Raw genomic sequence first — 26,582 nt, 5'->3', positions numbered from 1 at the left:
GCTCCAGCACACCACCGGGACGTCCACCTGCTCGGCAAGCCGTTTGGCGGCCACCTTGTCCCCGAGCCGCCGGATGGTGGCGCTGCCCGGCCCGACGAAGACGATGCCGGCCTCCTCGCACGCCTGCGCGAAAGACGCGTGCTCGGCGAGGAATCCCCACCCGACCCACACGGCATCGGCCGCACTCTCGCGCAGCGCCACCATCCGGCGGCTCGGGGACAAGGTGGCCGCCAAACGGCTTGCCGAGCAGGTGGACGTCCCGGTGGTGTGCTGGAGCGGCGGGCCGGTCGACGACGTGGCCCACGCCAGCGCACTCGCGACCAGGCTCGGCTATCCGCTGCTGGTCAAGGCGGCCGCCGGCGGAGGGGGCCGCGGGATCCGAACGGTTTACAGCGCCGCCGAACTCGCCGCGGCACTGCCCTCGGCGCGGGCCGAGGCGCAGCTGGCGTTCGGTGACCCGACGGTGTTCCTGGAGAAGCTCGTGCCGGCCGCCCGTCACGTCGAAGTGCAGGTGATCGCCGACCACTACGGCACCGTGTGGGCGGCAGGGGTCCGCGACTGCACCTTGCAGCGCCGCAGGCAGAAGGTGCTGGAGGAATCGGCGTCAACGGTGCTCGACGCCGCCGGGGAGCGGGCGATCCGCGAAGCGGCGGTACGCCTGGCCGCGGCGGCGGGCTACCGCAACGCCGGCACGGTGGAGTTCCTGGTCGACCCGGGCACCGGGGACTTCCTGTTCATGGAGGTCAACACCCGGCTGCAGGTCGAGCACCCGGTGACCGAGGTGACCACCGGGCTGGACCTGGTGAAGCTGCAGCTCCACGTGGCTCGGGGCGGGCGGCTGGTCGGCGCGCCGCCGCAGGTGTTCGGGCATGCGATCGAGGCCCGGGTATGCGCCGAGGATCCCGAGGAGGCGTTCACCCCCGCGCCGGGTCGGTTGACCTGCCTGCGCCTGCCGACCGGCAACGGCATCCGCGTCGACGCGGGCGTGCGCGAAGGGGACCGGATCCCGCCCGACTTCGACTCGATGATCGCCAAGATCGTCGCCTGGGGAAGTGATCGCACCGAGGCCCTCGCCCGGCTGCGTCGTGCACTGCTCGACACCACGATCGTGGTGGAAGGCGGCACCACCAACCGCTCGTTCCTGCTGAGTTTGCTCAATCGACCGGAGGTGCGCGACGGGTGTTTCGACAACCACTGGCTGGACCGGCTGACCGCGGAGGGGGCGCACCTGCCCGCCCCGGACCCGGTCGCCCTGCTGGTCGCCGCCGTGGAGTCGTACGACCTTGAAGAGACCGCCGAGCGGGCCGCGTTCCACGCCCGCGCCGCCCGCGGCGGTGCCGAAACCTCGGCAGAGGTGGGACACCGATGCCGCCTGCGTTACCGGGGCCAGCGATACATCGTGGACGTTTACCGCACCGGTGTCCGTACCTACCGCGTCACCGGCGCCGGCGCCGCGGACGTCACGGTCTCCGACCGCGACGGATACGAGCGGCGGGTGGTGGTCGGCGGTGTGGCGCACCGGGTGCTGTCGGTGGTGGAAGGTGCCACCCTGCGCGTCGAGATCGACGGCGTCGCGCACACCGTGTCGCGCGACGACGGGGGCCTGGTGCGCAGCCCCGGGCCGGCGTTCGTGGTGTCGGTCCTCGTCGAGCCCGGTGACCAGGTCGTCGAGGGCGACCGGCTCGCCGTGCTGGAGAGCATGAAGATGGAAACCACTCTCACGGCGCCGTTCGCCGGCACCGTCGCCTCGGTCGAAGCCGGCGCGAACGTGCAGGTGGAAGCGGGAGCGCCGGTGGTCCGCATCGCGACGTCCGACACCCGTCAGCGCGTCGGCGCGGCCGCTGTCGACTTCACCGGCCTGCGGGTCGCGGAGCCACCCGGAACGCCGGCGTGCGAGCGCGTGTACGGCGCGCTGCGCTCCTATCTGCTCGGCTACGACCTGGATCCCACCTCGGTTCAGGCCATGCTGACCCGGCAGCGCCGGCTGGGCGAGATCGCGACCCCCACCGACACCGACCTGCTGCGCTGCGAGGACAGCCTGCTGGACCTGTTCACCGACGTCGGTTCGCTGTACCGGCCGCGTGGCGAGGTCGAGCCGGAGGAGGCGCTCGTCGACGGCAGCACCCGGGAGTACCTGCTGTCGTTCCTGCAGTGGCTGGACGCGGACCGGGCCGGTCTGCCCGACTCGTATCGGGGCCGGCTGGAGCGCGCCCTGTCGCGGTACGGGGTGCGTGGGCTGGAACGCACGCCCGAGCTCGAGGAAGCCGTTGTCTGGATGTTCCGCTCATTTCGCCGGGTCGGCGAGCTGGCCGGTGCGGTGACCGACATCCTCGAGCGCCGGCTCCGCCACCGCGCCGAGCTGGCGAAGGTGGCCGACCCCGAGATGCGGTCCCGGCTTGACCGGCTGGCGGCCATGCAGGGTCGGCAGCGCAACGTCGCGGACCTGGCTCGCGATGTGCGGTTCCACTACTTCGACGAGCCGCTGCTGGCGGCGACCATCACCCACGAGTACTCCCGTGTGCAGCGCGATCTCGATGGGCTGCGGGACGAACCCGACGGCGCCGGCCGGTCCCGCCGGATCGACCGCCTCGTCGCATGCGCGCAGCCGCTGCGTGCCGAGCTGCTGCGGCGATGGCGTTCCAGCCGCGACCCGGGGCTGCATCGGGTGTTGGCGGAGGTGTACATCCGCCGGTTCTACCGGATCCGGCGACTGCGCAACGTGTCCGTCGGTGAGCATGACGCTTGGATGTTGGGCAGCGCCGACTACGACTTCGAGAACAAGCACATTCACCTGGTCACCGCGTACGCGCCATGGGCGGAACTGCCCGAGCTGTCCGCGGCGATCGCCGGGCAGTTGAGGACGGCCGATCCCGATCGGCATGTCGTGGTGGATTTGGAGCTGTGGCGGCACGGCGAGGCGGCGGATATCGACACCGTCATCGCGGAAGCCGAAAAGCTGCTTGCCGGATGCCATTTCGGGCGCCTGTTGTGGCGCCTGGATCTGACCGTGACAACCCTCGACGGGGCCGCGCCGGAGCGCTTCCGCACCCACCACATGACCTACCGGCAGCGGGACGGTCAATTCGTCGAGGACGCGCTTTATCGCAATCTGCATCCGATGTTGGCCAAGCGGCTCGAGTTATGGCGGCTGGCGAACTTCGAACTGCGGCGGCTGCGCTCGGCCGAAGACGTGTACGTGTTCCACGCGGTGGCCCACGACAATCCCACCGATCACCGGCTTTTCGCGCTCGCCGAAGTGCGTGACCTGACGCCGGTGCGGGCCGCGGGCGGCGCGGTGCGATACCCGCGCCTGGAGCTGATGGGTCTGCTGGCACTGTCGGCGATGCAGGAGGCGCTGACCACGTTCGAGGCGCGCAACCGGCCGGCCACCAACCGGATGGTGCTCTACGTGCGGCCCCCGTGGGAGGTTTCCCGCGGGGCGTGGGACGAACTGGCCGGATCGTTGGCGCCGCTGGCGGTCGGCGCCGGGCTGGAGAAGGTGGTGCTGCGTGTGCGCTACCCCGACGGTCGCGATGCCGTGCTCGACCTGGAGGGCTTAGACGGGGGCATGACGATACGCGAACGCCCGCCGGACAAGCAACCCGTCCGCCCGTTGACGGCGTATCAGCAGAAGCTATTGCGCGCCAATCGCTTTGGTGCCCCCTATCCGTACGAGATCGTGCGGATGCTTACGCCTCCGCCCGGTGCCGTTTCACGGTTTCCCGCCGGGCGGTTCGTCGAACACGACCTGGACGAGCGGGGCAGCCTGGCGCCCGTGTCGCGGCCGTACGGAAACAACAGCGCCAACATCGTGGTCGGCGTGCTCGGCAACGACACCGAGAAAATCCCGGAGGGCATGTCCCGGGTGGCGCTGTTCGGCGATCCGACCCGCGGGCTGGGCAACCTGGCCGAGCCGGAGTGCCGGCGCATCATCGCTGCGCTGGATCTGGCCGAGCGGATGCGGGCGCCGGTCGAGTGGTTCGCGCTGTCGTCCGGGGCGAAGATCGCGATGGACAGCGGCACGGAGAACATGGACTGGATTGCCGCCGTGCTGCGCCGCCTCATCGAGTTCACCCAGGCCGGCGGGGAGGTGAACATCATTGTCACCGGGGTGAACGTGGGCGCCCAGCCGTACTGGAACGGCGAGTCGACGATGCTGATGCACACGCGGGGCATCCTGGTGATGACGCCGGCCAGCGCGATGGTGCTTACCGGTAAACAGGCGCTGGACTTTTCCGGCGGGGTGTCCGCCGAAGACAACTTCGGTATCGGCGGTTTCGACCGCATCATGGGGCCCAACGGCCAGGGGCAGTATTGGGCTCCCACGCTGGCCGACGCTTGCGACATCCTGCTGCGCCATTACGAGTACACCTACGTGCCGCCCGGCGAGCGGTGGCCGCGCCGGCGCACCACCACCGACCCGGTGGACCGTGACGTGCGATCCGCGCCGCACTCCGGGTGCGACATGGCGACGGTTGGCGAAATCTTCTCCGCTGACCACAATCCGGAGCGTAAGAAGCCGTTCGACATGCGCTCGGTGATGCGGGCCGCGGCCGACGCCGACTCCGCGCCGCTGGAACGCTGGAGCCATTGGCGCGGCGCGGAGACGGCGATCGTGTGGGACGCCCACATCGGCGGAATCCCGGTGTGCCTGCTCGGAATCGAGTCGCACGCCGTGCCCCGTCGCGGATTCGTGCCCGCGGGCGGCCCCACCGCGTGGTCGTCGGGGACGCTGTTTCCCCAGTCGTCCCGCAAGCTCGCCCGCGCCATCAACGCGGCCAGCGGCAACCGCCCGGTCGTCGTGCTGGCGAACCTGTCCGGTTTCGACGGCTCGCCGGAGTCCATGCGCCGCTGGCAACTGGAGTACGGGGCCGAAATCGGCCGCGCGGTGACGAATTTCCGCGGTCCGATCGTCTTCGTCGTGGTGTCCCGCTACCACGGCGGCGCCTTCGTGGTGTTCTCGACGAAACTCAACGACCGGCTGGAGATCGCCGCCGTCGAGGGCTCATTCGCCTCCGTGATCGGCGGTGCGCCGGCCGCCGCCACCGTCTTCATCCGGGACGTGGAGGCGCGCACCGATTCCGATCCCCGGGTCCGCGAGGCCACCGAAACAGCCCGCGACGCAATGGGTTCCGATGCTGCGAGCGCACGGGCCCACCTCGCCGAGCTCAGGGCGGCGGTGCACGCCGAGAAGCTCAGCGAAGTGGCCGACGAGTTCGATCGCGTGCACACGGTCGAGCGCGCGCTGGCGGTCGGCTCGGTCAACCACATCATAACCGCCCGCGGGCTGCGGCCCTACCTCGTCGACGCTCTAGACCGGGGCATGTCAACCCTGTAGCGGCCGGTCGAGCCAAGAATGCCGCGGTTGGGCCGCCGCCAGCACGCCGGGATCGCCAAGGGCGACAGGCGGTTCGGCCGCCACCGCTGTGACCTCTGTGGCCACCGTGAGCACGAAACGACCGTCTCGCCGCCACCAGCCGGGAAATACCGCCCCCTCCGCGGCGCCCACCGTCAGCTCGCCCCAGCCGTCACCGCGCGGAGCAGTCAGCGCCACCTCCAGGGAACGGGTGTCCCGGCGCAGTCCGGTGCGCAACACCTTGAGCGCACTTTCTTTCGCCGACCAGATCAGGTTCGCGGCCATGTCACGCTCGTCCCCGGCGGCGCGCGAGGCAACGTGTTCTCGCTCGGCCGCGGTGAGGAAGTCGAGCACGAAGCCGGGTGTGCGCGGCTCCACCAGCTCCAGGTCGCAGCCAACCGGCGACTCCGCGCCCTCGCCCGCCGGGCGCGCCACGCAGACCGCCCAACCCGCGCGGTCGGTGATCGACACCTCCAACCCGAGCGTAGTTCCCTCGACGCAGACGTATGGGGCGCCGCTGGGCGCGTTGCGGATCTCGATGCCGGCGAGGGCAGCCGGGTCGGTGGGCCGGCCGGTCACTGCGGCGACGGCGTGCTTGGCGACCAGCCGCCGCAGCAGATATTCGGTGCGTCGCTTGGTAAACCGCAGCGCGGCCAGGCTGGCCGCCTCCGCCGGCGCCAGCCATCGTTCACCGGCGGGTAGGTCATCCTCGCCCATGGCGAGCCAGCGAGCTTCCACCTCATCCCCCGCGGGCAAGCGCGGTCGCCCGGTCGGTGGCTTCGCGGATCGGACCGCGCCACAGGTCGCCGTGGCCGGGCGCCAGCGTCTCGGTCTCCAGGAGGGCCAGCGCTGCCAGGCTGCGGACGCAATCGTCCTGGCTGTGGCTGAACACCGCCGGCAGGAGCTGCGGCCCACCGCGACGCAGCAACGGATGGCCGGTGATCAGGGCGTCGCCGCTGGCCAGCACCCCGTCGACCAGATACGAGCAATGCCCGCCGGTGTGTCCCGGGGTCGGAATGGCCATCGGGCGCCCCGGCAGACCGGCGGCCACCTCGGGGGTCAGCGGCCGGGTGGACGGGATGCCGTCGCGGATCAGGCCGCCGCTGCGCACCACGTGCAGACCCCACACCGCCCATCGGGGGCGCCAAATGCGAAGTGCGACATCGAAAATCGAGACCTGCTCCAGGTACTCGCGCTTCGCGTGCCCCACTTCGTCCGCGTGGCAATACACATTCGTGCCGTAGGTGTTGGCGAACCAGATCGCCGAGCCCAGGTGGTCGATGTGCGCGTGCGTCAGCAGGATGGCGCGCACGTCGCCTGCGTCGTAGCCCAGCTCCCGCAGCGAGGTGAGCACGTCGTCGCGGTCCCCGGGATAGCCGGCGTCGATCAGCATCACCCCGGTGTCGTCGGCGACCACCGTCCAGTTCACGGCGTGGCCCTGAGCGAGGTACACCGTGTCGGTGACTTGAACGAGAGTCGGCGCCGGTCCCATGCCCGCGAGTTTAGGAGCGTTCGCCCCGAGGAGTAGAAATGACCCGTGGCTGAACTGAAACTTGGATACAAAGCGTCCGCCGAACAATTCGCACCTCGTGAGCTCGTCGAACTGGCCGTGGCCGCCGAAGGCCACGGCATGGACAGCGCCACCGTCAGCGACCATTTCCAGCCGTGGCGGCACGAGGGCGGGCATGCGCCGTTCTCGCTGGCCTGGATGACGGCGGTCGGGGAGCGCACCGAACGGATCGTGCTGGGCACCTCGGTGCTCACCCCGACGTTCCGATACAACCCCGCGGTGATCGCGCAGGCGTTCGCCACCATGGCCTGCCTGTACCCGAACCGGATCTTCCTGGGCGTCGGCACCGGAGAGGCGTTGAACGAGATAGCCACCGGCTACGAGGGCGACTGGCCGGAGTTCAAGGAGCGCTTCGCCCGGCTACGCGAATCGGTGCGATTGATGCGGGAGTTGTGGCGCGGTGACCGCGTCGACTTCGACGGCGAGTACTACCGCCTCAAGGGCGCCTCGATCTACGACGTGCCGGAGGGTGGCGTCCCCATCTACATCGCCGCCGGCGGCCCGGCGGTGGCCAAATACGCCGGTCGCGCGGGCGACGGCTTCATCTGCACGTCCGGCAAGGGCGAAGAGCTGTATAAGGACAAGCTGATCCCGGCGGTGAAGGAGGGAGCGGCCGCCGCGGAACGCAACGTCGAAGACGTCGACAAGATGATCGAGATCAAGATCTCCTACGACCCGGATCCCGAGCTGGCGCTGGAGAACACGCGGTTCTGGGCGCCGCTGTCGTTGACCGCCGAGCAGAAGCACAGCATCGACGACCCGATCGAGATGGAGAAGGCGGCCGACGCGCTGCCGATCGAGCAGGTCGCCAAGCGCTGGATCGTGGCGTCGGACCCCGACGAGGCCGTCGAGAAGGTGGCCCAGTACGTGGGATGGGGCCTGAACCACTTGGTGTTCCACGCGCCCGGCCACGACCAGCGTCGCTTCCTGGAGCTGTTCGAGAAGGACCTCGCGCCCAGGCTGCGCAGGCTGGCCTCATAGGGCAGGCGTTCAGCGTGCCCGAGGCCCCCCGGCCGGATTCCCAACCCTCCGCGATCTACATCGCCGCGCCCGAGGGGGACACCGGCAAGTCAACGATCGCTTTGGGAATCATGCACCACCTCGCCGCGACCGTGGCCAAGGTCGGGGTGTTCCGGCCGATCACCCGGTTCGGTGAAGACCGCGACTACATCCTCGAGCTGCTGCTGGCGCACAGCACCTCCGGCCTGCCCTACGAGCGGTGCGTGGGCGTGACCTATCAGGAGTTGCACGCCGATCGCGACGCCGCGCTTGCCGACATCGTCGACCGATACCACGCGATGGCCGAAGCGTGCGACGCGGTGGTGATCGTCGGCAGTGACTACACGGACGTCGCCAGCCCCGCTGAGCTTTCCGTCAACGCCCGTATCGCGGTCAACCTCGGCGCACCGGTGCTGCTGGTGGTGCGGGCCAAGGGGCGCACCGCGGAGGATGTCGTGCATGTCGTGCAGGCGTGTCTGGACGAGTTGGCCGCCCAGCACGCCCACACCGCGGCGGTGGTGGCCAACCGCTGTGAGCCGTCGCAGGTGAGCGCAGTCGCGGAGGCGTTGCACGCGTTCATCCCGCAGAGTTACGTGCTGCCGAACGAGCCGTTGCTGCCCGCTCCCGCGGTCTCAGACCTGCAGAAGGCGGTGAACGGAACGCTGGTCAGCGGTGACACCGCGCTGATGGGACGTGAAGTGCTGGGCGTGATGGTCGCGGGTATGACCGCCGATCACGTGCTGGAGCGGCTGTCAGACGGGGTCGCGGTCATCACCCCAGGCGACCGCTCGGACGTGGTGCTGGCGGTCGCGAGCGCCCATGCGGCCGAAGGCTTTCCGTCGCTGTCGTGCATGGTCCTCAACGGCGGGTTCGAGCTGCATCCGTCGATCAGCGCTCTGGTGGCCGGCCTGCGGCTCCGGCTGCCCATCGTCACCACCACGCTGGGCACCTACGACACGGCCAGCGCCGCGGCATCGGCTCGCGGCCGGGTGACGGCCACCTCGCAGCGCAAGATCGACACCGCGCTGCAGCTGATGGACCGCTACGTCGATATCGCGGACATGTTGGCGCAGCTCGCTATTCCGATCCCGACCGTGACCACCCCGCAGATGTTCACCCACCGTCTGCACCTGCTGGCTCGCGCGGATCGCAAGCGCATCGTGCTTCCCGAAGGCGACGACGACCGTATCCTCAAGTCGGCCGGCCGCCTGCTGCAGCGCCAGATCGCCGGCCTGACGATCCTTGGCGATGAAGCCGGAATCCGTTTACGTGCAGCGGAACTCGGCGTGGACCTCGGTGACACGAAGGTGATCGACCCGCGCACCAGCGAATTGCGCTATCAGTTCGCCGACCAGTACGCCGAGTTACGCAAGGCAAAGGGGATCACGGTCGAGCACGCCCGCGAGATCATGTGCGACGCCACGTACTTCGGCACCATGATGGTGCACAACGGCATGGTCGACGGGATGGTGTCCGGCGCGGCCCACACCACCGCGCACACCGTTCGGCCGGCGTTCGAAATCATCAAGACCATCCCCGACGTCTCCACCGTCTCCAGCGTTTTCTTCATGTGCCTGCCCGACCGGGTGCTGGCCTACGGTGACTGTGCGATCGTCCCCAACCCGACGCCGGAACAGCTGGCCGACATCGCCATCTCTTCGTCGCGCACCGCCGCGCAATTCGGCATCGAGCCGCGGGTGGCCATGTTGTCCTATTCCACCGGCGACTCCGGTGCCGGAGCCGATGTGGAAAAGGTCAGGGCAGCAACGGAATTGGTGCGTTCCCGGGCGCCCGACCTGCCCGTCGAGGGTCCGATCCAGTACGACGCCGCGATCGAGCCGTCGGTCGCGGCCGCCAAGCTGGGCGACTCGCCGGTAGCCGGCCGCGCCACCGTGCTGATCTTTCCCGACCTCAACACCGGAAATAACACCTACAAGGCGGTGCAGCGCAGTGCGGGGGCGATCGCGATAGGGCCGGTGCTGCAGGGGTTACGCAAGCCGGTGAACGATTTGTCCAGGGGTGCGTTGGTCGAAGACATCGTCAACACGGTTGCCATCACCGCGATTCAGGCGCAGGGTGCCCGTGGTTAACGCCAACCGGACTGTGCTGGTGATCAACTCCGGCTCGTCCTCGCTGAAATACCAGTTGGTCGAACCCGACTCCGGCAAGGCCCGGGCGACGGGCAACGTCGAACGGATCGGGGAGGATTCGTCCCCGGTTCGCGACCACGACACGGCGCTGCGGCAAGCGTTCCACGCGCTGTCGGAGCAGGGCATCGACCTACGCGATTGCGGTTTGGTGGCGGTGGGCCACCGGGTCGTGCACGGCGGCCAGACGTTCTATAAGCCCACACCGGTGGACGACGCGGTGCTCGACAAGCTGGACGAATTATCGGAACTGGCACCGCTGCACAATCCCCCCGCGGTCAAAGGAATCGAGGTGGCGCGCAAGCTGCTTCCGGACATTCCGCACATCGCGGTCTTCGACACGGCGTTCTTCCATGACATGCCGCCCGCGGCCGCGACCTATGCCATCGACCGCGGCCTGGCCGAGCGCTGGCGGATCCGCCGCTATGGGTTTCATGGCACGTCGCACCGGTATGTCAGCGAGCAGGCCGCCGCCTTCTTGGGCCGGCCCCTGCGCGGCCTGAAACAGATTGTGCTGCATCTGGGTAACGGCTGCTCCGCCTCCGCGATCGCCGGCACCCGGCCCCTCGACACGTCGATGGGCCTGACGCCGCTCGAGGGCCTGGTGATGGGCACCCGCAGCGGTGACATCGACCCGAGCATCGTCAGTTATCTCTGCCACACCGCGAAGATGGGCGTCGACGAGGTCGAGTCGATGCTCAACCAGCGGTCGGGGATGCTCGGCCTGTCCGGCGAGCGCGACTTCCGCCGACTGCGCACCATGATCGAATCGGGCGACGGCGCGGCCCAATTGGCCTACAGCGTGTTCACTCACCGGCTGCGCAAGTACATCGGCGCCTACCTGGCGGTGCTCGGACACACCGATGCCATCACCTTCACCGCCGGGATCGGGGAAAACGACGCGGCGGTGCGCCGCGACGCGGTGGCCGGGCTGGAGGAGTTGGGCATCGTGCTCGACGAACGCCGCAACCTCGGCGGCGGCAAGGGCGCCCGGCAGATCTCCGCCGAGGCGTCGCCGATCGCCGTGCTGGTGATCCCGACCAACGAAGAACTCGCCATCGCCCGCGAGTGCGTGAGCGGGCTAAGCGGGTAAGGGCTCCAAGCGGTCTCCGCTTTCGCTGTGTGTGCGTTCACGGCTTTGAGTGTGCGCTCACGGTGGGAAGATTCCCGGATTTCCGCCATGGGCGCACGCGCAGCGCCCTTGGTGCACACTCGACTGCCCTGTGCATAGCGGGAGTCGCGGAGGGTAGTCGATGTGCGACCGTTCCGGCATGGAAACCGGGGAACCGTTTGTCGGCAGCGAGGCATTGACGTCGGGCGCGTTGAGCCGCCATCAACTGCGGACGCGTTATCGTGCCGTCTTCCCGAACGTCTACGTGCCCAACGATGCCCAGCTGTCGCTCGAGCGGCGGATCTCGGCGGCTTGGCTGTGGTCTGGGCGGACGGCGACGATAGTGGGCGCAGCGGCCGCCAGATTGCATGGCGCCGAATGGATTCCCGACGACGTGCCCGTCGAGCTGAATCACGCCAACGCCCGTCCTCCCCGCGGTGTACTGACGCGGCGCGACGCGCTGCTGGACGGCGAGACGCAGATCGTGGGCGGCTATGCGGTCACCACACCCGAGCGCACCGCTTTCGATATCGGCCGGCGTGGGGCCGTGCGCTCGGCCGTGGTGCGGCTCGACGCGCTGGCGCGGGCAACGGGCTTCAAGGTCGACGACGTGCAGCGCATCGCCAAGTGCCATCCAGGCTCACCCGGCCTGCGGCGACTCGAGACCGCGCTGGAATTGGTCGACGCCGGCGCCCAGTCGCCCAGGGAGAGCTACCTGCGCCTGCTCCTGATCGATGCCGGGCTCACACGGCCGCACACCCAGATCCCGGTGTTGGGTGTGGACGGAATGCCCCTCGCCTACCTTGACCTTGGCTGGGAGGACCAAATGGTCGCCGTCGAGTACGACGGCGACCAACACCGCACGGACAGAAGGCAATACGTCAAGGACGTTCGGCGTCTTGAGATGCTCGAGCAGATGGGGTGGATCATTGTCCGGGTCGTCGCGGAGGACCGGCCCGCCACCATCGTGCGCCGCGTTAAGGCCGCATTGGCCGCATCGAGTGTGCGTTCACGGCTTTGAGTGTGCGCTCACGGTGGGATCTAGGCGATTTTCACGCCCTCGATGCACACACAAAGCCCTGGACGCGCACTCGACGCCAGGGGAGAACGGTTGGGGGAGAGCGACGCAATCAGAACGTGCTCGTGGGCCGCACTCTGTTCGCCATGTCCACCAGCGCGTAGCGGTGGCGCTGGGTGGGCGCCACCCGGGCCAGGTTGCGCAGCGCCGCCTCGACGCCCAGCCGCAGCCCGTGCTCGGTGAACGGGAAGCCGAGGATGTGGTTGGTGCTGGCTTCGTTGTCGTCCAGCCAGTCCATCGCGCAGCCCAGCACCAGCGCGCGGATCTGCAGCACGCGCGGTTCGGTGGGCGGCAGCGCCTCCACGCGCCGGGCGGCGTCGCGGATGTCCTCCTCGCTGATCTCGCTCTTCGTCCGCCCGGACAGCAAGGTGACTGCACTGGTGAGGCGCGCGGTGGTGAAATGCCTTGAGGTGGGCGGCACCTCGTCCAGGGTGCGCACCGCGGCGGCTCGGTCACCCTCGGTGGAAAGCCATCGGGCCAGCCCGAAAGCCGCCGAGATCACCCCGTCGTTGGTCTTCCACACCGTTTGGTAATACTTCTGCACGTCGACGTCGCCGGCCAGCTCGGCCGTCGCGGCCAACGCCAGTTTCGGCGCCAGCTCACCGGGGAAGGTGTCCAGCACCTCGGTGAAATGTGTTGTGGCGGAGTCATAGTCGCCGGTAAGGAGGTCGGCTACGGCCTTGTACCAGACCAATCGCCATTGCCAGCCCGCCCGATCGGCCAGGTCGTCCAGCTTCCTGGTGGCCTTGGCCACGTCACCCAGGTCCAGCAGCGCGCGGACCTCCATCAGCGGCAATTCGATCGACTCGGAGACCTCGACGCCGTCGGCGTCCAGCGTGCCGTGCCGGGCCGCGCGCAACGAGTCCAGGGTCTGGACCGGCTGGGAGAGCACCGTCGCCTGCAGGACGGAAGCGGCGACGTCGGCCGGATCGACCAGCGGCACCTGCAGCGCGGTCACGATCTCGCGGGCCGTCAGCCGCTCCGAATGGACCTGGCCGTCCAGGTAGACATCGGTGTGCGCGACCAGCAGGTCCACCCCGAACGTCGAGCGGCTGGGGCTGAAGACCGTCGACAGGCCGGGCCGCGGTATCCCGGTGTCCTGGGCGACAACCTCGCGCAGCACGCCCATCAGCTGGGCTGACATCTCCTCGGTGCTGCCGAACCGGCGCCGCGGGTCGGGATCGGTGGCCCGGCGCAGCAACCGGCGGAACGAGTCGTAGGTGGTCAGCACGGGATCGTCTTCGGGCAGGCCGTCGACGTAGCGGCCGTTGCGGGTCGGCAGGTTCACCGTGAGCGCGGCGAGGGTGCGCCCCACGGTGTAGATGTCGGACACGATCGTCGGGCCGGTCCGCACGATCTCGGGCGCCTGGAAGCCCGGGGTGCCGTAGAGGTAGCCGAAGGAATTGACCCGCGACACCGCGCCCAGGTCGATCAGCTTGAGTTGCTCCTCGGTGAGCATGATGTTCTCCGGCTTGAGGTCGTTGTAGACCAAGCCGATGGAATGCAGATAGGTCAGCGCGGGCAGGATCTCCAGCAGGTAGGCGATGGCCTCGGCGACCGGCAGCTTCTTGTCCTTGCCGTGTTTGAGGGGCTGCCCGCCGATGTACTCCATGACGATGTAGCCGACCGGGTTGCCGTTCCGGTCCTTGTGCTCGACGAAGTTGAAGATCTGCACGATCTGCGGGTGCACCACCTCGGCGAGGAACTGCCGTTCGGCCATCGCGATCGCCTGCGCCTCGGCGTCACCGGAGTGCACCAAGCCCTTGAGGACCACCGGGCGGTCGTTGACGTTGTGGTCGACCGCGAGATACACCCACCCCAGGCCGCCGTGCGCGATGCAGCCCTTCACCTCATACTGGTGGGCGACGATTTCTCCAGGATTCAGTTGTGGCAGAAACGAATACGCACTGCCGCAGGCGGGGCACCAGCCCTCCGATGTTCCCTTGCCCTCCTTGCTGGACCGGCCGACCGGCTTTCCGCAGTTCCAGCAGAACCGCTTGGCCTCCGGCACCACCGGGCTGGTCATCAGGGCCTCAAGCGGGTCGATGTCGCGGACCCGGGGGATCTCGACCAGTCCGCCGCCGAGGTGCCTGACCGGCGGGAGCACCCGAGTGCCGATCGTCACCCGGTCTTGCGGCTCGCTGTCCGGGGTGCCGAGCGAGATGTGCGGAAAGTCGTCGTCATCGTCGTCGAAATCGGGACGAAACAGCGCCTGGGTGGCCTGGATGCGCCCCGTCGTCGGGCCGCCGCCCTGCGTGTCCGGCGGTTGGGTGCCCGGGCTCACGTCTTCGGAACCGGATTCCGGCTGTTCGGTGTTCTCTGACTCGGTCATCAGTCCAGGTACCTCGGCGTGGGTGGGGCAGGTGCCGGCCCCAGCACCGTTAACCACTTGCGGTACAACGTGTTCCACGTGCCGTCCCGCCGGATCCGCTCCAGCGTGCCGTTGACGAACCGCACCAGTGGCGTGTTGGTGAGGTTGACCCCGATGCCGTAGGGCTGGGTCGCCATGTTCGGCCCGACGATGTGCAGGTAGGGGTCCTCTTCGACCAGCCCGGCCAGGATCGAGTCGTCGGTGCTGACGGCGTCGATCTCGCGCTGCTGCATCGCCACCAGGCAGTCGGCCCAGTTGACCACCGACACGACGATCGGGGGCGGGTCGATCTGGCGGATCCGGTGCAGCGAGGTCGTGCCCTTCGCCACGCAGACCCGTTTGCCGGACAGGTCGCCCACCTTGGTGATGGGCGAATCGCGCGGGGCCAGGATGCGCTGGTTGGCGTCGAGGTAGACCGTCGAGAAGCTCACCTGCTTGCGCCGCTCGCAGGTGATCGTCATGGTCTTGACCACCACGTCGACCTCGGAGCTCTGCAGCGCGGTGACGCGCTCGTCGGACGACAGGATGCGGTATTCGACGTGCGACGGGGCACCGAAGATGTCGCGCGCGATCTCACCGGCGATGTCGACGTCGAAACCGGTGATCTCGCCGGTGATCGGGTCGCGGAAGCTGAACAGGTTGCTGCCGATGTCGAGCCCGACGATCAGCCGGCCGCGGGCCCGGATGTCGGCGACCGCGGCGTCGGCCTGGGCCTTGGTGGGGAAGGGCCGCAGGCTCGCCGTCAGGTCGCAGCCCTGGGCCGGGTCGTCCGCCGGCAGCGGCGGCTCCGGCGGCAGCTGTTGCATGCCGACCGGGGTGGGCGGCGGCAGCGTCGGCACGTTGGCCACCGTGAGCGATTCGGTGTGCCCGCATCCGGCCAGCACGGCCGCCGTCGCGAGGACGGCGCCCGCCCGGGCCAGCCGCGTCCTCATCGGTACTCTCTGAGCCGCGGCCACAGGCCCAGCGCCACGGCGATGGCGGCCCCGAGGCTGAGCACCACGCCGCCGACCTGGGCGCCGGACAGCCCGCTGCGCGCGTTGAGGACGTCGTTGCGCAGGTGGGTGCGGCTCTGGGCGATGGCCTTGCCCAACTCGTCCTCGAGCTTGTCGAACGCCGGGGTGGAGTCGTCCTCGCTGCTGCCCAGGGCCACCTGCGTGGCCGCCCGGTAGTTGCCCACCGAGATATAGGAGTTGATCCGGTCGTTCGCCTGCCGCCAGCGCAACAGCAGCTGGTCGGCGCCTTCCAGGTCGGGTTTGTCGACGGCGTCGCTTCGGACCATGTACTGGTCCAGCTGTTGGTGCATGGAGTCGATTCGCTGATAGAACGACTGCTTGCGCTTCTCCTCGTCCCCGCGGCGGATCAGCGATAGCGTCTCGTCGGCCCGCGCCTGCTGCGCGGTGATCGCGACGTTGGTCACGATCCGCAGCGAATCGGCGGCCGTGTTCTTGGCGCTACGGCTGGCGGCCGTGGAGATGGTCAGCGCTGTTCCGACCCATACCACCATGACGAGGATAGCGAGGCCCCCCACGACCAGGCCGGGGTTGATTCGGCGCCGGGTGCGCCTGGCCAGCCATCGGTGGGCGAAGGCGCCGAACACCGCGGTGGCGCTGACCACCAGGATGACCGGCGCCGGAATCTGCGTGGACGCGGTGGTTTCCGCGTCCACCCGTTCCGACGTGGCCTGATACAGCTGCGCCGCGTCCGGCAGGATCGTCGACTGCATCAGGCCCGAGGCCTCCGACAGGTACGACGACCCGACGGGGTTGCCCTCGCGATTGTTGGTGCGCGCGATTTCGATCAGGCCGGTGTAGACGGCCAGTTCGGCGTTGATCCGGCCCAGCAGCTGCACCAGCGGTTCGTCGGTGAGCCCGCTCGATGCCCGGGTCACCGCGACCGACGCGTCGGTGATGGCCTGCTCGTAGCGCTGCCGGACGGGCGGCGGCTCGGCTTCGGCGATGAACGCGGTGGCCGCAGCAGCGTCGGCCACCGACAGGGTGGTGTACAGCCGCCCGGCGGCGAACGACAGCGGCTCGGTGTGGTTGAGGACCGTGGTCAGCACCTGCTGCCGGTGGTTGATGGTGGTCGAGGTGGCGAAGGCGCAGATACCGCCGAGCACCGCCAGAACGATCCCGATGGTCAGGATGCGGCCCGGCGTGGTGGAGATGAACCACCAGCGCGGATGGGCTGGTTCGGCCGGCGACCGCGACCCCTGCGGCTCTGTCGACGGGTGCGCCAGCTCAACCGTCACGTGTTATCAGCCCTCATCTTTCGCGGCCACTGGAACGATGCACGAACCTCTATAAGCGAATTCTAAGAGAATGTTGCGGCGGATGGGTGGAGGCAGACCAATTGACCAGGCGATCACGTGCATATCCTGAACTCGTGCAGGGCGACGGTGACGGTTGGGTGGTCTCCCACAGCGGCGCCCATTACTGGGGACGCTACGGCGCGGCCGGTCTGCTGCTGCGGGCGCCGCGGCCGGACGGCACCCCCGCGGTGTTGCTGCAGCACCGCGCGGTGTGGAGCCATCAGGGCGGAACCTGGGGCCTGCCGGGCGGTGCCCGCGACAGCCACGAGACCCCGGAGGAGACCGCGGTCCGCGAAGCGCACGAGGAGGCCGGCCTGCACGGCGAGCTGCTGACCGTGCGGTCGACGGTGGTCACGGCCGAGGTCGGCGGGCTCGGCGGCGCGCGTTGGACCTACACCACCGTGGTCGCCGACGCGGCCGAGTTGTTGCACACCGTGCCCAACGGGGAAAGCGCCGAGATGCGCTGGGTCGCCGAGGACGAGGTGGCCGAGCTGCCGCTGCATCCCGGCTTCGCGGCGAGCTGGCACCGGCTGCGCACGGCCACGGCGCTGGTGCCGCTGGGCCACGCCGACGAACGACGGCGGCACCTGCCCCGCACCATCGAGATCGAGGACGGCGTCTTCGTCTGGTGCATGCCGGGGGACGCCGACGAGGAGCCGTCGCACCTCAGTCGGCGCATCAGCTCGCTGCTGCAAGCGCCGAACTGAGCCGCCGCGCCGCGGCCCGCGGGTCGGCGGCCGCCGTGATCGCACGCACCACCACGATCCGCCGGGCGCCGGCTTCGAGCACCTCGGGCAGTCGCCGCTCGTCGATGCCGCCGATCGCGAACCAGGGCTTCGCGCCGCCGAGATTGGCGACCGCCCGCACCAGCCCCAGGCCCGGCGCCTCGCGGCCCGGTTTGGTCGGGGTGGGCCAGCAGGGGCCGACGCAGAAGTAGTCGGGCCCGGCCCGCCCCGGAGAACTAGCCGCGGCGGCCTGGCCGGAGTCATGGCTGGACAGGCCGAGCAGCGTGTCGGGGCCGACGATTTCGCGGGCCGCCTCCAGCGGCAGGTCGCCCTGCCCCAGGTGCAGCACGTCGGCACCCGCGACCCGGGCGATGTCCGCGCGGTCATTGACCGCGAACAGGGCGCCGTGCCGGCGGGCCGCGTCGGCCAGGATCTCGCACGCCGCCAGCTCGTCGCGCGCCTCGAGGGCCCCGAACCGCTGCTCACCGGGCGACCCCTTGTCGCGCAGCTGGATGATGTCGACCCCGCCGGCCAGCGCGGCGTCGGCGAACTCGGCCAAATCGCCGCGCTCCCGGCGCGCGTCGGTGCACAGATATAACCGCGCGGCCGCCAGGCGGATAACTCGCTGATGCACACCGCGACGCTAGCGCGCTAGCGTGGAAGCCGAAGAACTTGCAGACACGGGAGTCCCGGGAACGGGGTCTGAGAATGGGCGCGCCTGCCCTTACCGTCACACCTGATCCGGGTGATGCCGGCGAAGGGAGGGCCCCAGAATGGACGGGATGCCATCAGACCTTGGGTCGTTGGCGGTCATCGGCGGCGGCGTCATCGGGCTGGCGGTGGCGCGCCGCGCCGCGCAGGCCGGCTGGTCGGTCCGGGTGCACCGCACTTCCGACAAGGGCGCGTCGTGGGTCGCCGGCGGCATGCTGGCCCCGCACAGCGAGGGCTGGCCCGGTGAGGAGCGGCTGCTGCAGCTGGGGCTGGAGTCGCTGCGGCTGTGGCGCGAGGGCGGCTTCCTCGACGGCCTGCCGCCGCAGGTGGTCACCGCCCGCGAGTCGCTGGTGGTCGCCGTCGACCGGGCCGACGTCGCGGACCTGCGCACCGTCGCCGACTGGCTGTCCGCGCAGGGGCACCCGGTGGTATGGGAGTCGGCCGCCCGGGACACCGAACCGCTGCTGGCGCAAGGCATCCGGCACGGCTTTCGGGCCCCCACCGAGCTGGCGGTGGACAACCGCGCGGTGCTGGACGCCCTGACCGCGGAATGCGAGCGCCTGGGGGTGCGATGGGCGCCGCCGGCGCACGACCTGACGGTCGACGGCGACGCGGTCGTGATCGCCAATGGCATCGACGCTCCCGCGCTGTGGCCCGGCCTGCCGGTGCGCCCGGTCAAGGGGGAGGTGCTGCGCCTGCGTTGGCGCCGGGGGTGTATGCCGGTGCCGCAGCGCGTCATTCGGGCCCGCGTGCACGGGCGGCAGGTGTACCTGGTTCCACGTGCGGACGGGGTGGTCGTCGGCGCCACCCAGTACGAACACGGGCGCGACACTGCGCCGGTGGTCTCCGGAGTGCGGGACCTGCTCGACGACGCGTGTGCGGTGTTGCCCGCGCTCGGCGAGTACGAGCTGGCCGAGTGTGCCGCCGGGCTACGCCCGGGGACACCGGACAACCTGCCCCTGGTGCAACGGCTGGATGAGCGAACCCTGGTGGCCGGCGGCCACGGCCGATCCGGGTTCCTGTTGGCGCCGTGGACCGCGGAACAGATCGTCTCTCAACTGGCCCCGGTCGGAGCGCCGTCATGATCGTGGTGGTCAACGAGCAGCAGGTCGATGTCGACGAGCAGACGACGGTGGGCGCGCTGCTGCAGTCGCTCGGCTATCCGGAGCGGGGCGTCGCGGTGGCTATGGGCGACGCCGTGCTGCCGCGATCCAATTGGACGACAACGCTTTTCGACGGTGCGCGACTCGAGGTTGTGACGGCGGTGCAGGGTGGCTGAATTGAAGCTCACGATCGGCGATCGCAGCTTCGCCTCGCGGCTCATCATGGGCACCGGGGGAGCGACCAGCCTGGCCGCGCTGGAGGAGGCGCTGGTCGCGTCGGGCACCGAGTTGACCACCGTCGCGATGCGGCGCGTCGACGCGGAGGGCGGGACGGGTCTGCTGGACCTGCTCAACCGGCTCGGCATCACGCCGCTGCCCAATACCGCGGGGTGCCGCAGCGCGGCCGAGGCGGTGCTCACCGCGCAGCTGGCGCGTGAGGCGCTGAACACCAATTGGGTCAAACTGGAGGTGATCGCCGACGAACGCACGCTGTTGCCCGATGCTGTCGAATTGATCAGGGCCGCAGAGCAATTGGTCGACCACGGGTTCGTCGTACTGCCCTACACCAATGACGACCCGGTGTTGGCGCGTCGGCTCGAAGACGCCGGATGCGCGGCGGTGATGCCGCTGGGTTCGCCGATCGGCACCGGCCTTGGCATCACCAATCCGCACAACATCGAGATGATCGTCGCCCGGGCCGGCGTTCCGGTGGTGCTCGACGCCGGCATCGGCACCGCCAGCGACGCCGCGCTGGCGATGGAGTTGGGTTGCGACGCAGTGCTTTTGGCCACCGCGGTGACCCGCGCCGCAGATCCGGCGACGATGGCGGCCGCGATGGCCGCCGCCGTCACCGCCGGCTATCTGGCCCGCCGGGCGGGGCGGATTCCCAAGCGCTTCTGGGCACAGGCATCCAGCCCCGAACGATGAAACGCTATGTCGCGCTGGGCAGTTCAATGGCCGCCGGTCCCGGCATCGGGCCCCGCGCCACCGGGGCTCCCTGGGGCTCCGGCCGGTCGGCGCGCAACTATGCGCACCTGGTCGCGCAGCGATGCGACCTCGATCTGGTAGACGTCACCTTTTCCGGCGCGACCACCGCCCACGTGCTCGCCGACCACCAGCGCGGCGCGCCGCCCCAGATCACCGCGCTGAACGGCTCGGAAAGCCTGGTGACCATCACGATCGGCGGCAACGACGTCGGCTACATCCCGCTGCTGATGGCCGCCTCCTTGCCGCGAGCCGTCCGGCGCCTGCCGCTGCTCGGTCCGCGCATTTCCGCACTGCTGGACCGGGATGCGCGGAATCAGGCCCTGGACGCCGTGTTCGAGTCGTTGTGCGGGGTCGGTCTCGCGGTGCGCGATCGCGCACCGCGGGCCCGAGTCTTCTTCGTCGACTACCTGACCGTCCTGCCGCCGGCGGGCACGCCGGCCGCCCCGCTCTCGGACCCGGACGCCGACCTCGGGCGCCACGTGGCCGCGACGCTGGAACGGCTCACGGCCGACGCGGCGACGGCTACCGGCTGCGAAGTGGTCGGCGCCGCGGGGGCCAGCCGGGAGCACCATGCGTGGTCGCCGCAGCCGTGGACCACCAGACCCGGTGTGCCGCTACCGGGCCGGGCGGCGCCGTTGCACCCCAATGCCGCCGGGATGCGTGCCGTAGCCGAACTGATGTCCGCGCGGTGGTGACGGTCAGCCGTTCGTGCGCCACCACTGGTAGAGGGCGTTGACGTCGGCGTTGGACGAGGTGAGGTGCCCCAGGACGTTCTTGGCGTCGGTGGTCCACGTCAACGTCGCGTAGTTCTTGTAGGTGCCGCAGGCGATCTGGCCGCCCGTCTGACCGTTCTGCTTCCAGGTTCCCGGTGACTGCCCGGCGTCCCCGCACGCGGCCAGGGACACATCTTTGATGGTGGAACTGAACGCGGAGGCCAAGTTGGTGCCGTTGGAGAAGAGGGCGTAGACGCCGGAGCCGGGTCCGCTTGGGTCGGGGCTCTGCCCGCACAGGAGCTCGGCCAGCTCACCGGATTCGGTCAACTCCTGCGACTTGCAGTTGTTCAGGCCGTAGCCCTTCGACAGGTTGGCGGCCAGCGTGTTCATATCGGCGGCGGTGCCGGTGTTGGGTTCCGCGACCGCGGTGGCGCTTCCCGCGAAAGCCAAACCGCCGGTTAGCGCTGCCGCCGACAGGGCACGCAGCGCGGTGTTGAGGTGTGACATTTTTGTTGACTCCCTATGGTTGTTGGATGGGTGATGCCGAAACCCGTTGCCCCCCAATTGCGAAGTCAGCCGTTGGCGCGCCACCACTGGTACAGCGCGGCGGCGTCGGTGTTGGACCCGCGGATGTAGCTCAAGATGTTCTTGGCGTCCGAGGTCCAGATGATCTCGGCGGCGTTCTGATATGTCCCACACGCGACCTGTCCGGCATTGCTGCTGTTGCTGCCCTGGTGCCAACTGGTGGGGGATTGACCGCTGTCCCCACAGGTGCCCAGCACGTCGTCTTTGATGCTGGCCTTGAACGAGCCGACCAGGTTTTCGCCGTTGTTGAACAGGATGTACCTGGCCTGGACCGGGCCGCTCGGGTCGGGACTCTGCCCGCAGGTGAGCGACGCCAGTTCGCCGGTCGTGATGTTCTGGGCGGTGCAGTTGTTCAGCCCATAGCCCTTCGACAGCGATGCCGCAAGCGTGTTGATGTCCGACGAGCCAACGGTGTTCGCGGGATCCGCGGTCGCGGTGGCAGTGCCCGCTAAGGCGCAACCGCACGCGGACGCCGCGGCCGTGGCGACCCGCAACGCGTTGCTGAGATGGGACATCCTCTGACTCCTAAGCGGTTGTGGAACCGGCGTCGCTCACCGGAGAAACATACTTCCGCTAAGTAGGGATCGTAGGGATATGTCCAGACAAAGCAACACATTCCGCTGGCAATTGTCTGTCTCGGCATCTTTCTCAAGACCGCAGCGCAAAGGGCGGTAACGCGCGCTTTCGAAACCGTTTTCTTGCCAATCTTTTTCGTGATGGGCCGGCAGGAGAACGGAGGCTGAACGCGGGGGGACGGTCGCGCCGCACGTCAGCGCGTCTCAAAGGGGATTTTCAAATTGCTAGTGCCGCCGCGACTGTGCTCGGGTATGGTTAGCACCGCTTTACGCCAGCTAACTTCTCGGGACTGGAGAATTCATGACACAACCGCCGGCACCGCCCCCTCCGCCGCCTGGTTACCCGCCACAGCAGCCCGCCGGGCAAGCGCCGAATAACTATTTGGTGTGGTCCATCCTGGTGACCCTGTTCTGCTGCCTCCCCTTCGGGATCGTGGCGATCGTCAAGTCCAGCCAAGTCAACGGTCTCTGGGCGCAGGGCCGTTATGCCGAGGCGCAGGCATCCGCCGACAGCGCGAAGAAATGGGTGATCTGGTCGGCGGTCATCGGTGTCGTCGTGGGCATCATCTACGGCATCCTGATGGCGGTCGGCGCGCTCAACACGAACACCAATGCGGCGCTCGCCGCGATGTTCTGAGCCCGGTTCGCGACCATGGTGACCCGTCAAGGGGCGGCGCCGCTGAGTCTGGGAGCGCCACTGGTGGTGGCCGCATCCACGACATTGATGTGCGCCGCCATCTGGGCGGGTGACCCGACCACTCCCAACGGTCCGCTGCCGGTGTGTCCCACCAAGGCGCTGTTGGGGATCGACTGCCCGGGATGCGGCAGCCTGCGCATGCTGTATTCCCTGATGCACGGCAACGTCATGGCGGCCGCCCGGTTCAACGCATTGGGCCTGGCGGCCGTCGTGCTGTTGGTATGGGCGTACCTTGCCTGGACCTATGGACGGGTGGCGGGCAGACGGGTCCGGAGCTGGCAGCACGCTCGCTGGTCCGCGGCGGTGACGCTGACGCTGGTCGCGGCTTGGTTTGTGGTGCGCAACATTCCCTTTGCGCCGTTCAATGCGCTCTATGTCTGATACCGCCGTGTCCTGATCCCGGCCGCTCGTGGCGCGGTCTAACCTGGGGCGCGATGGTGAACAAATTCACGACGATCCCGGCGGCGCTCGTTGTGGTCGCCATGACCGCATTGTCGACCGGCTGCTTCCACCGGTCGACCAACGCCCAGCAAGCGACCGGGAACCCCGACGCGGCCAAGTTCGCCGGCGCGCTGCATGACAAAGTCACGGCCGACGCGATGATGGCCCACCTGGCAAAGCTCCAGGACATTGCCAACGCCAACAATGGCACCCGGGCGGTGGGCACCCCCGGTTACGAGGCGAGCGTCGACTACATCGTAAACACGTTGCGCGGCAGTGGCTTCGATGTGCAGACCCCCGAATTCTCCGCGCGGGTGTTCCACGGGGACAAGCCGGAGGTGACGGTAGGTGGCAGGCCGGTCGAGGCACACGCGCTCGACTTCAGCCTCGGCACCCCACCGGACGGGGTGAGCGGGCCGCTAGTCGCCATCCTTGCAAACAACGGCCCCGGTTGCGCGGCCTCGGATTACGGCAACCTCCCGGTGCAGGGGGCCGTGGTCCTGGTGGACCGCGGCACGTGTCCGTTCGCTCAGAAGGAGGACGTCGCGGCGCAGCGCGGTGCGGCCGCGATGATCGTCGCCGACAACGTCGACGAGCAACAGATGGGCGGCACGCTGGGGCCGGACACGAACGTCAAGATCCCGGTGGTGAGCGTGACCAAGTCCGTCGGCGTGCAACTGCGCGCCCAGCCGGGGGCGGCCACCATCAAGCTGAGGGCGAGCGTGCAGAGCTTCAAGGCCCGCAACGTGATCGCGCAGACCAAGACGGGGTCGACGACCAACGTCGTCATGGCGGGCGCGCACCTGGACAGCGTGCCCGATGGGCCGGGCATCAACGACAACGGTTCGGGGGTGGCCGCGATATTGGAAACCGCCCTGCGGCTGGGTAATTCGCCACAGGTGCGCAACGCGGTGCGGTTCGGGTTCTGGGGCGCGGAGGAACTCGGCCTGATCGGATCGCGCAACTACGTCGAATCTCTTGACCTGACTGCGCTGAAAAACATTGCGCTGTACTTGAATTTCGACATGCTCGCGTCGCCGAACCCCGGCTACTTCACCTATGACGGAGACCAATCGCTGCCGGCGGACGCGCGTGGGCAGCCGGTGGTGCCGGAGGGGTCGGCCGGTATCGAGCGCATACTGGTCGCCTACCTGAAATCCGCCGGAAAAACCGCGCAGGACACGTCGTTTGACGGCCGCTCCGACTACGACGGATTCACCCTGGCGGGCGTCCCCGCCGGCGGCCTGTTCTCCGGTGCCGAGGCGAAAATGTCCGCGGAGCAGGCAAAGTTGTGGGGCGGGACCGCCGACCAGCCGTTCGATCCCAACTATCACCAAAAGACCGACACCCTCGATCACATCGATAAGACCGCGCTGGGCGTCAACGGCGGCGGCGTCGCCTACGCGGTGGGCCTTTACGCCCAAGACCTCGGCGGCCACAACGGGGTGCCCACGATGGAGGACCGCACGCGTCACGTGCTCACGAAGCCATGACCCGCCGGCTGGGAGCGGCACTGCTGCTGGCGACCTTGCTGCTGGCGGGTTGCTCGTCGGCGCGGCCGGGATCGCCCGCCGCCGCACCGGATCTGGGTCGCGGCCTGGCCGGAAAAGTGACCGTCGATCAGATGTTCGCCCATTTGCGCGCGCTGCAGAACATCGCCAACGCCAACAAGGGAAACCGGGCGGACGGCACGCCGGGATATGATGCCAGCGTCGACTACGTGGCCAAGGCCTTGCGCGACAGGGGATTTGAGGTGATGACCCCACAGTTCGACCGGCTGTACACCGTTTCCCCGGGCAGGCCGGCGCTGACGATCGCCGGTCGCAGCTACCCCGTCGATCAGGCCTCGTTGTTGGTCCAGACACCGCCCGGTGGCCTGACCGGGCAGCCCGTCCGGCCCACCCAGCCCTCGGGCTGTGCGGCCGGCGATTACCCGACCGCGCTGCCCAAGGGCTCGATCGCCGTCGTCGACGACGCGCGTTGTTCGGTGGTCGACAAGCAGAACAGCGCGGTGGCCAAGGGCGCCGCCGCGCTGGTCGTGCTCAGTGCGGCCGCCGGCCAGGGCGCCCCGGCCACCTTGTTCAATCCGGGCTACTTCAAGCAGCTGACCGTGCCGGTCGCGGTCGCGGGCGGGTCCGCCGCGACCGCGCTCGCCGGCGCGAGCGCGCCCATGCATCTGGTGCTGGACGCCCAGAACACCAAGATCACATCGCGAAACGTGCTGGCGCAGACCAAGACCGGGTCTCCGCACGAAGTGGTCATGGTCGGGGCGCATCTCGACAGCTCGCGTGGCGGTCCTGGCATCAATGACGACGGATCCGGGGTCGCCGCGGTGCTGGAAACGGCGCTGCAGCTGGGCCCGTTGGCGCCGGTGAACAACGCCGTGCGGTTCGCGTTCTGGGGCGCTGACGAGGACGGGCTCAACGGCGTCATGGATTACGTGTTCGGCCTGGACAGCGATCAGCTCAACGATCTCGCGATGTACCTGAACTTCACCAGGCTGGGTTCGCCCAACGCCGGCTTCTTCACCGACGACGGCGATCAGTCCGGTCCGCCGGCGCCCGGGGTGACTTACGCCGACATCCCCGACGGCTCGGCCGGCATCGAGCGCACCCTGGCCGGGTATCTGAACCTGGCCGGGAAGCGGCCCGCGGACATGCCGCTGAGCACCCTCGCGGACTACCATCCCTTCATGGTCGCGGGCGTGCCGATCGGGGGCATGACGGCCGGCGCCACGCAGCCGAAAACCACAGTGCAGGCCCGATTGTGGGGTGGGCAGGCCGGCGTCCCGTTCGACCCCAACTATCAGGGCCCCCACGAAACCGCCGACAACATCAACCGCGACGCGTTGGCCATCATGGGTGCTGGCGTCGCGTACGCCGTGGGCAGCTACGCGCAGTCCACCGGCGGGGTGAACGGCGTCCCGCCGCACGACAAGCGGCATCGCACCCGGATGCCGTAATCGCTGGACTTGTTGGCTGACCGGGGCTCGCCGCAGTTTCCCGGGCTTGTCGGACCCTCGGCCTATTATCGAATGTATGTTCGAGTACGCGTTGGCGTCGCGGTCTACCCCGGAGTCTTGGGTGTTGTTGGATCGGGTGCGCG

The 26,582-nt window shown here is 69.0% G+C and carries 23 protein-coding genes and 1 riboswitch; of the genes, 14 read left to right on the top strand and 9 right to left on the bottom strand.

What is annotated here, in order from left to right; translation table 11 throughout:
* Window positions 1–222 (bottom strand): biotin carboxylase N-terminal domain-containing protein (locus A5781_RS19730; protein ID WP_304441380.1); only part of this gene is annotated, 222 nt, incomplete at its 3' end.
* Window position 223: 1 nt separating this feature from the next.
* On the opposite strand from A5781_RS19730, the gene A5781_RS19725 reads away from it, so the two are divergent.
* A complete protein-coding gene (locus A5781_RS19725) occupies window positions 224–5,338 on the top strand; it encodes a carboxyl transferase domain-containing protein (protein ID WP_067210346.1) in 5,115 nt (1,704 codons plus the stop codon).
* Here the strand turns inward: A5781_RS19725 and A5781_RS19720 are convergent.
* Both A5781_RS19720 and A5781_RS19715 read right to left on the bottom strand, forming a co-directional pair.
* Window positions 5,327–6,073: a 4'-phosphopantetheinyl transferase superfamily protein gene (locus tag A5781_RS19720; RefSeq protein WP_156624866.1), complete on the bottom strand. Its 747-nt coding sequence runs from the start codon at window positions 6,071–6,073 to the stop codon at window positions 5,327–5,329. The two genes, A5781_RS19725 and A5781_RS19720, sit on opposite strands and share 12 nt — an antisense overlap.
* A 22-nt stretch (window positions 6,074–6,095) precedes the next feature.
* Window positions 6,096–6,848 (bottom strand): MBL fold metallo-hydrolase, encoded by a 753-nt coding sequence (locus tag A5781_RS19715; protein WP_067210337.1) that lies wholly within the window; start codon window positions 6,846–6,848, stop codon window positions 6,096–6,098.
* 45 nt (window positions 6,849–6,893) lie between these two features.
* Here A5781_RS19715 and fgd point away from each other — a divergent pair, with 45 nt between their 5' ends.
* The 4 genes from fgd (at window position 6,894) to A5781_RS19695 (ending at window position 12,204) form a co-directional block, all read left to right on the top strand.
* A complete protein-coding gene (fgd, locus tag A5781_RS19710; RefSeq protein ID WP_067210333.1) occupies window positions 6,894–7,907 on the top strand; it encodes a glucose-6-phosphate dehydrogenase (coenzyme-F420) in 1,014 nt (337 codons plus the stop codon).
* Window positions 7,908–7,921: 14 nt separating this feature from the next.
* Window positions 7,922–10,015 carry a phosphate acetyltransferase gene (gene pta, locus A5781_RS19705; protein ID WP_067210330.1) on the top strand — a complete coding sequence of 698 codons (2,094 nt, stop codon included), beginning with the start codon at window positions 7,922–7,924 and terminating at the stop codon, window positions 10,013–10,015.
* Window positions 10,008–11,165 carry an acetate kinase gene (locus A5781_RS19700; protein ID WP_156624863.1) on the top strand — a complete coding sequence of 386 codons (1,158 nt, stop codon included), beginning with the start codon at window positions 10,008–10,010 and terminating at the stop codon, window positions 11,163–11,165. Before pta ends, A5781_RS19700 begins: the two co-directional genes overlap by 8 nt.
* A gap of 178 nt (window positions 11,166–11,343) precedes the next feature.
* Complete coding sequence (locus A5781_RS19695) at window positions 11,344–12,204, top strand: hypothetical protein (protein ID WP_156624861.1); 861 nt, start codon at window positions 11,344–11,346, stop codon at window positions 12,202–12,204.
* Between the two features lie 109 nt (window positions 12,205–12,313).
* Here the strand turns inward: A5781_RS19695 and A5781_RS19690 are convergent, their stop codons facing one another.
* From A5781_RS19690 to glnX, 3 genes are read right to left on the bottom strand one after another with little or no spacing between them, the layout of a single operon-like run.
* Window positions 12,314–14,593, bottom strand: coding sequence for a serine/threonine-protein kinase PknG (locus A5781_RS19690; RefSeq protein ID WP_067210322.1), 2,280 nt, complete (start codon window positions 14,591–14,593; stop codon window positions 12,314–12,316).
* Window positions 14,593–15,564 carry a glutamate ABC transporter substrate-binding protein gene (locus A5781_RS19685; RefSeq protein ID WP_067210317.1) on the bottom strand — a complete coding sequence of 324 codons (972 nt, stop codon included), beginning with the start codon at window positions 15,562–15,564 and terminating at the stop codon, window positions 14,593–14,595. Before A5781_RS19685 ends, A5781_RS19690 begins: the two co-directional genes overlap by 1 nt.
* Window positions 15,561–16,880 (bottom strand): protein kinase G-activating protein GlnX, encoded by a 1,320-nt coding sequence (gene glnX / locus A5781_RS19680; RefSeq protein WP_067210313.1) that lies wholly within the window; start codon window positions 16,878–16,880, stop codon window positions 15,561–15,563. The genes A5781_RS19685 and glnX overlap by 4 nt, the downstream gene beginning before the upstream one ends.
* Window positions 16,881–17,014: 134 nt before the next feature.
* On the opposite strand from glnX, the gene A5781_RS19675 reads away from it, so the two are divergent.
* Window positions 17,015–17,647, top strand: a complete 633-nt coding sequence (locus A5781_RS19675) for an NUDIX hydrolase (protein ID WP_067210309.1) — start codon at window positions 17,015–17,017, stop codon at window positions 17,645–17,647.
* Here A5781_RS19675 and thiE read toward each other — a convergent pair.
* Window positions 17,619–18,299: a thiamine phosphate synthase gene (thiE, locus tag A5781_RS19670; protein ID WP_067210306.1), complete on the bottom strand. Its 681-nt coding sequence runs from the start codon at window positions 18,297–18,299 to the stop codon at window positions 17,619–17,621. The genes A5781_RS19675 and thiE overlap by 29 nt on opposite strands.
* Before the next feature lie 36 nt (window positions 18,300–18,335).
* A riboswitch (TPP riboswitch) is annotated at window positions 18,336–18,446 on the top strand.
* A 1-nt stretch (window position 18,447) separates the two neighbouring features.
* Between thiE and thiO the strand changes: the two genes are divergently transcribed.
* Genes thiO through A5781_RS19650 form a run of 4 tightly spaced genes read left to right on the top strand, consistent with a single transcriptional unit; the run spans window position 18,448 to window position 21,161 of the window.
* Window positions 18,448–19,461 (top strand): glycine oxidase ThiO, encoded by a 1,014-nt coding sequence (gene thiO, locus A5781_RS19665; RefSeq protein WP_067210349.1) that lies wholly within the window; start codon window positions 18,448–18,450, stop codon window positions 19,459–19,461.
* On the top strand, window positions 19,458–19,655 hold the full coding sequence (gene thiS / locus A5781_RS19660) for a sulfur carrier protein ThiS (protein WP_067210302.1): 198 nt from the start codon (window positions 19,458–19,460) through the stop codon (window positions 19,653–19,655). Before thiO ends, thiS begins: the two co-directional genes overlap by 4 nt.
* The gene (locus tag A5781_RS19655) at window positions 19,648–20,406 is read left to right on the top strand and encodes a thiazole synthase (protein ID WP_067210298.1); all 759 of its coding nucleotides are present in this window, start codon (window positions 19,648–19,650) and stop codon (window positions 20,404–20,406) included. Before thiS ends, A5781_RS19655 begins: the two co-directional genes overlap by 8 nt.
* Entirely contained in the window at window positions 20,403–21,161 is a 759-nt protein-coding gene (locus A5781_RS19650; protein WP_067210294.1) for an SGNH/GDSL hydrolase family protein, read from the top strand. The genes A5781_RS19655 and A5781_RS19650 overlap by 4 nt, the downstream gene beginning before the upstream one ends.
* Before the next feature lie 3 nt (window positions 21,162–21,164).
* Here the strand turns inward: A5781_RS19650 and A5781_RS19645 are convergent, their stop codons facing one another.
* A complete protein-coding gene (locus tag A5781_RS19645; RefSeq protein ID WP_067210290.1) occupies window positions 21,165–21,686 on the bottom strand; it encodes a serine/threonine protein kinase in 522 nt (173 codons plus the stop codon).
* Window positions 21,687–21,751: 65 nt separating this feature from the next.
* Window positions 21,752–22,279, bottom strand: a complete 528-nt coding sequence (locus tag A5781_RS19640; protein WP_067210286.1) for a serine/threonine protein kinase — start codon at window positions 22,277–22,279, stop codon at window positions 21,752–21,754.
* A gap of 361 nt (window positions 22,280–22,640) precedes the next feature.
* On the opposite strand from A5781_RS19640, the gene A5781_RS19635 reads away from it, so the two are divergent.
* Genes A5781_RS19635 through A5781_RS19620 form a run of 4 tightly spaced genes read left to right on the top strand, consistent with a single transcriptional unit; the run spans window position 22,641 to window position 26,439 of the window.
* Entirely contained in the window at window positions 22,641–22,976 is a 336-nt protein-coding gene (locus A5781_RS19635) for a CD225/dispanin family protein (RefSeq protein WP_046183018.1), read from the top strand.
* A gap of 15 nt (window positions 22,977–22,991) precedes the next feature.
* On the top strand, window positions 22,992–23,417 hold the full coding sequence (locus tag A5781_RS19630; RefSeq protein ID WP_067210283.1) for a DUF2752 domain-containing protein: 426 nt from the start codon (window positions 22,992–22,994) through the stop codon (window positions 23,415–23,417).
* A 53-nt stretch (window positions 23,418–23,470) separates the two neighbouring features.
* On the top strand, window positions 23,471–24,970 hold the full coding sequence (locus tag A5781_RS19625; RefSeq protein ID WP_067210279.1) for a M28 family metallopeptidase: 1,500 nt from the start codon (window positions 23,471–23,473) through the stop codon (window positions 24,968–24,970).
* A complete protein-coding gene (locus A5781_RS19620; protein WP_067210276.1) occupies window positions 24,967–26,439 on the top strand; it encodes a M28 family peptidase in 1,473 nt (490 codons plus the stop codon). Before A5781_RS19625 ends, A5781_RS19620 begins: the two co-directional genes overlap by 4 nt.
* The last annotated feature ends 143 nt before the right edge of the window (window positions 26,440–26,582 follow it).

The organism is Mycobacterium sp. 852002-30065_SCH5024008 (assembly GCF_001665645.1).
GTDB lineage: Bacteria > Actinomycetota > Actinomycetes > Mycobacteriales > Mycobacteriaceae > Mycobacterium > Mycobacterium paraffinicum.
This window is presented reverse-complemented; position numbering and strand designations above follow the sequence as displayed.